Below are 4,827 nucleotides of genomic sequence, written 5' to 3'. Positions count from 1 at the left end.
AGCATGGCTTCGTAACGCCAGTCACCGGCCTTTCCCCACAGGCTGATACCCGTCTCGTGCCACGTACAGGGCAGGATGGTATTCTCTCCTTCGGGACGGTACACCCCGAAAAACTCCGTGGGGAGGTGATGGGCATTGGTTGCGCCCACCGGCACAATGATGTGTCCTAACTTGAGGTTGAATGCCGGACAGAACGACTTCTGAATCCAGAACTGTTCCAGCGCCACTTCGCCGCCGCGCTCTATCTCGCTTTCGTATTCGCCTCCTTCGCTTTCCTCTATCTCGATGGCACTTTCCGTACCGCCGTGCTCAAACTCAATCTCGCTGCCCATCGTCCAGCCCTTGCCGAAGTCGTACCCCAGCATGATGACGACGTGCGGCAAGTCAAAACGTCCGTGACTCTTCGCGTCTTTATACGCTTCCGGACTCATATACCTCAAATAATGGTCACTGTAGAAGTTGCGCGAGTAGACCGCCTCTCCGTATCCACCCAGTGTTAAACGGCTTTTCTTCGGCTCATTCTCCACTGTGCGGTTGTTCTCCACCGCTTCTATGCTTTTCAATTTGGCCTCTTCTCCGGCCTTCTGTGCAGGCTTTGTCTCATTCCCGGCATAAAGTGCTCCCGCACAGAGCATCAGGCCGAGCGACACGCCCCATACCTTTTGTTTCATTTTTCTTATTTTTTATAATTTTTTGTTGACGCAAAGGTACGGGGAGCCCCAGAGGAGGACAATACCCAGAAATGGGTATTGTACGAAGAGAAATAAGTAGAAGTAGGTAATAAAATTCCCGCCCTGCGATGTCACATCGGAAGGCGGGAATCCTTTTATCTTCATAAAAGTGGTTACGTAATTATGACTAACTAATTCATTCAAATCTGATACTGCAAAGATAGCGCATCGGCACAGATGGTGCAATCGCATGAATTAAGTATAATTACGTCCTTCTTTCACCAAATATAGGTATATACACAAACAGCTTCAACGTTTTTCATAATACTTCACCCAATCTACTTCCATATAGACAGGCAATTGCAACGAGTCAACCGGTCCTACCCAGTTTCCACCCAACTGCGAATCCAATCGCAGATGAAACGGGTCGTATGCAAAAGGAAATTGTCCGTGCTTTCCTCCGTTCACCTTCGGATAACAGATGGAACGTTTCCCGTTAGTAAAATAAACCAGACTGTCGGGATACATCTCTACCGCAAATACATTAAAGCCGTCTTTATCAATAGGTGCCGTAGCATATTTGGGAGGATCATTCCGCTTCAGATTAATGGTATAATGTGAATGCGAGGTCTGATAGACAAAATCATCAAAATTCAAATGTTCCATAATGTCTATTTCGCCTCCGTACGGATAAGGAATCGGATCCGGACACATCCATATAGCCGGCCAGAATCCCTGCGCACATTTTACCTTCGCCCTCACCTCAATACGGCCGAACTTGAACTCTTTCTTATAACGGCTCCATATTCCTCCCGTCAGATATGTAGCGGTATCAGACGGATGAAGCGTATTCCGGACAGCCATCAGCTGAATGGTACTGTCTGTCCACTGATACAGTTCCTCATACGGAGCCATATACGACGACCACGCTCCTCCACGGGGAATTACAGACCAGACCGCCGTATCCAGTTTCCGGTCATTGAAATTCTCTTCCCAGGTCAAAACCCACTGTTCCTTCACCCGACAACTGCTGCAAACCAACAGCAACAAGGCACAGAATCCATAAAGTAATTTTTTCATGCTATTCTTCTTTAGTTCCTGCAAAGTATTCTTAAAACAGATTTCTTCATCGCATCCTGAAAGCCAGTAACATATAGCAGACTACCGCCACCACCATCAGTGCAAAACCGCCGGCATACAGATACGCAGCCCACGGAACCGTTTTCCCAAGCACTCCGCCCAGATTCATGCAGCCCGCCACAATGTTCAGCACCTGACACAACCGGATGGCCAGCACATACTGTCGGGCAAGGTTCGCCTCTGTGATGCGGAAAGGAAAGTTGAACACCCGGACCGGCAGAAACATACTGCTCCCCAGTACCAGAAATACCAGCAGTGCCACAATACCTTCAACGGCTCCCGCCGCACCGAAGCTCATGCCTGCCGCACCGGCCCGATACGCAATGATGCCCCACTCCACCAGCACTGGAATCAGCGCAATACCCGTCAGGATATAGTCTACTTTCGCCCGCCTGTAACGCAGGTCGTGCCCGTTTCCCGAATAATGTCCCAAGTTAATCATCGTTTGTTTCCTCCTTTTCTTCTTTGCTAAACCCGTCCTTCCAGAAGCGGATTCACAGTAAACTGATTGAAATTTGTCATTCTTACTATAATCGTTATTGCTTTTTAATCCATTCATAAACAGGATCTATTCCCTGTCTGAAATCATCAAAAGTCATCGGAATTTTTACATCGGGCACCAACGTGTTCATCTCTTCATCCACATTCTTAAAATATTTCGTAGAGTATTGCACCTGTAGGCCCGAAGTAGGCAGGGTAAAGCTACGCACTTCGCCCAAATGATTAGGCTTTCCTGAAGTTTCCTCCCCTACCCAGCAAGCCCCCAGCAGTCGCTTGAAATCCAGCGCGTTCAAAATGGCAGACGAAAAAGTAGCAGCTCCCAATACTACATAAACACGGGGTGGAACGTCTTGTTGGTGCATGAAGCCAGCCAGTTTCTCAGCCAGACGTGTACCCGGTATCGAATTTCCACCTCCATTGAAACGGACATCCCACACCAGTCTGCTGACCGGCCGATGACGGAGTGTAGCGAACACACTGTCTTCCAGTGCGGCAAACGAAGGCAGTCGGGAAGCCTGTTCCCTATTACCATATTCTTCTTCCAACTCCCTGCTCCAGCACTTATTATATTGAACATAAAGCAGACTATCTGCTGCTTCATAATGTACAGAAAAAAGAGTGCGGGCATTCCGATAACAAAGAGCCACTCCTTCAGGACGGAAAGAAACCAGATTTTGAGGATTTACACTGCCAGGAGTCAGCTCATGCAGTTGCATATTACCGTCTGCCGATGCCAGTTTGAACATGACTTTACCGTCCGGCACGAATCCAAAATGCTCCAGCAGTTGGACGAAACACAAGTAGTTAGGAACCATCGACTTGCGTACAGCCTCATTATCAGCTGAAAAAAGCGTACCTAGGCTGTCAGCCACTACTTCTATAGGTGTACCGTTCAGTTCCATCAGCCTGCAGCCTAACATGCCTTCCTTCCCCACAGGAGCCGTGACGATATACAAACCATCATCCATCCACTTCAGTCCCAAAGGCAATAAGCGATTACGGTCAAGCAACGGTACAAAATTCAGATTAGTATGCAGGTCGCCGAATGTAGCTATCCACTGCTGCAGCTTCAAAGCCATCTGCAGGTCAGACAAGCCATTGTTTCCTTGATGTTTCCAGTTCTCTATGCCTTTCTCAAAATCTTCCCTGCTACGAACAGTAAAAAAGTTGTAATGCAATCGGGGTAGCCAACAGGCCAGCGAATCCAGATCGCGCTGCCAGTCTACATGTGTCGCCGGCTGTGCTTTCACTCCTAACATCAGCCAGAATATTCCTATACATAGTAATATCAGTCTTTTCATTTCTCTTCCCTCTCATTTATTCTTCTTTCGATACTTTATCATCCACTTTATCCGAGCTTTCTCCAGCCGTTCCCTTTTTCGGCTTCTTCAGCCGCCCACTCTTCCGCAGCGCCTCGTTGATGATCCACTGCAGCTGGCCGTTGGTACTGCGAAATTCGTCTGCCGCCCACTTCTCGATGGCATCCATCGTGGCAGCGTCCACACGCAACACAAAGCTCTTGGTTGTATTTTCTTTCTTGTTTGCCATTTTTATTTCATCCAACCGTTCATTCTATCTCACATCCTTTCCACGGATAAATCCGGCAATGTCATCCGCCACGTAAGCCGGCACAGGCCGCTCTTCGTTGTACTCAAACGGAGTCGATTTTCCTTTCCCTTCCTGCAACACATGGTTCAGGTCGGGATACGACTTCAACTGGGCACGCCGGTTCGATATCAGCCCCATCAGCCACAAGCCGTAGTCCTGCATCGTCACCTGATAGTCACGCTCGCCCTGAAGCACCAATACGGGACAGGTCAGAGCCGATACTTCCTTCACAGCATCGTACGTCCGCAAGAATTCCCAGTACTCTTTCGGAAGCCCCAACGGCAATGGAATACTGTCACTGAAGGCATCCGTCCCCAGTCGCTTTACGTTCTCCACCTGCCGCTTCAGCTCGTCCAGCTGCGCACGCGTCGCTTCGTTCACCGTCCCCGACAGGGTAGCAATATACTCCGACTGCTCCAACAACGCATCCTCGAAGCGTCGTGCCAGTCCGGCCACAATGACGATACCCGCCACCGACTCTGCCCGCCGGGCTATGCGCGGTGCCATCATGCCTCCCTGGCTGTGCCCCAGCACAAAGATACTGTCCGCCGCCACTTCAGGCAACGTCGCCGCTAATTTCACTGCCGCCACCGCATCGTCACAGGTTTCCACGTCCATATCCAGTTTTTTCCCTTTCGGCACCACATCAGCACCATATACTTTCGTACGCTTGTCGTAACGGATCACGCCGATGCCCCGCCGTGCCAGCAGCCACGCCAGGTCGCGGAAAGGTTTGTTGGGTCCGATGGTCTCGTCGCGGTCGTTCGGTCCCGACCCGTGCACCAGCACCACACAAGGCACCTTCCTGCCCGCTTCCACCCGTGGCAGGGTCAGCGTACCCGGCAGGCGATAACCGTCGGTCTCCACCACTATGTCCCGCTCTTCCATCACCGTCTGGTCGAATGCC

General features: G+C 50.3%; 5 protein-coding genes and 1 pseudogene. All 6 read right to left on the bottom strand.

From position 1 onward, the window contains the following. Window positions 1-671: pseudogene (locus QVP67_RS08445) on the bottom strand (hypothetical protein); the annotation flags it as partial. A 309-nt stretch (window positions 672-980) separates the two neighbouring features. Continuing rightward, window positions 981-1,751, bottom strand: coding sequence for a glycoside hydrolase family 16 protein (locus QVP67_RS08440; protein WP_022163132.1), 771 nt, complete (start codon window positions 1,749-1,751; stop codon window positions 981-983). A 46-nt stretch (window positions 1,752-1,797) separates the two neighbouring features. Next, the gene (locus tag QVP67_RS08435; protein WP_022163131.1) at window positions 1,798-2,253 is read right to left on the bottom strand and encodes a hypothetical protein; all 456 of its coding nucleotides are present in this window, start codon (window positions 2,251-2,253) and stop codon (window positions 1,798-1,800) included. Between the two features lie 94 nt (window positions 2,254-2,347). Further along, window positions 2,348-3,613 (bottom strand): peptidase S41, encoded by a 1,266-nt coding sequence (locus QVP67_RS08430; RefSeq protein ID WP_022163130.1) that lies wholly within the window; start codon window positions 3,611-3,613, stop codon window positions 2,348-2,350. A gap of 16 nt (window positions 3,614-3,629) precedes the next feature. Then, window positions 3,630-3,860, bottom strand: a complete 231-nt coding sequence (locus QVP67_RS08425) for a hypothetical protein (protein WP_022163129.1) — start codon at window positions 3,858-3,860, stop codon at window positions 3,630-3,632. A gap of 24 nt (window positions 3,861-3,884) precedes the next feature. Continuing rightward, window positions 3,885-4,827: alpha/beta hydrolase family protein (locus tag QVP67_RS08420; RefSeq protein ID WP_288180040.1), on the bottom strand; the 943-nt coding region annotated here is incomplete at its 5' end.

This window comes from Bacteroides sp. CAG:633 (assembly GCF_000435115.1).
Classification (GTDB): Bacteria; Bacteroidota; Bacteroidia; order Bacteroidales; family Bacteroidaceae; genus Bacteroides; species Bacteroides ndongoniae.
This window is presented reverse-complemented; position numbering and strand designations above follow the sequence as displayed.

Bases quoted from the DNA above. Each gene is read 5' to 3' on its own strand.
- QVP67_RS08435 (WP_022163131.1), bottom strand. From the start codon at position 2,253: ATGATTAACTTGGGACATTATTCGGGAAACGGGCACGACCTGCGTTAC.
- QVP67_RS08430 (WP_022163130.1), bottom strand. From the start codon at position 3,613: ATGAAAAGACTGATATTACTATGTATAGGAATATTCTGGCTGATGTTA.
- QVP67_RS08425 (WP_022163129.1), bottom strand. From the start codon at position 3,860: ATGGCAAACAAGAAAGAAAATACAACCAAGAGCTTTGTGTTGCGTGTG.
- QVP67_RS08440 (WP_022163132.1), bottom strand. From the start codon at position 1,751: ATGAAAAAATTACTTTATGGATTCTGTGCCTTGTTGCTGTTGGTTTGC.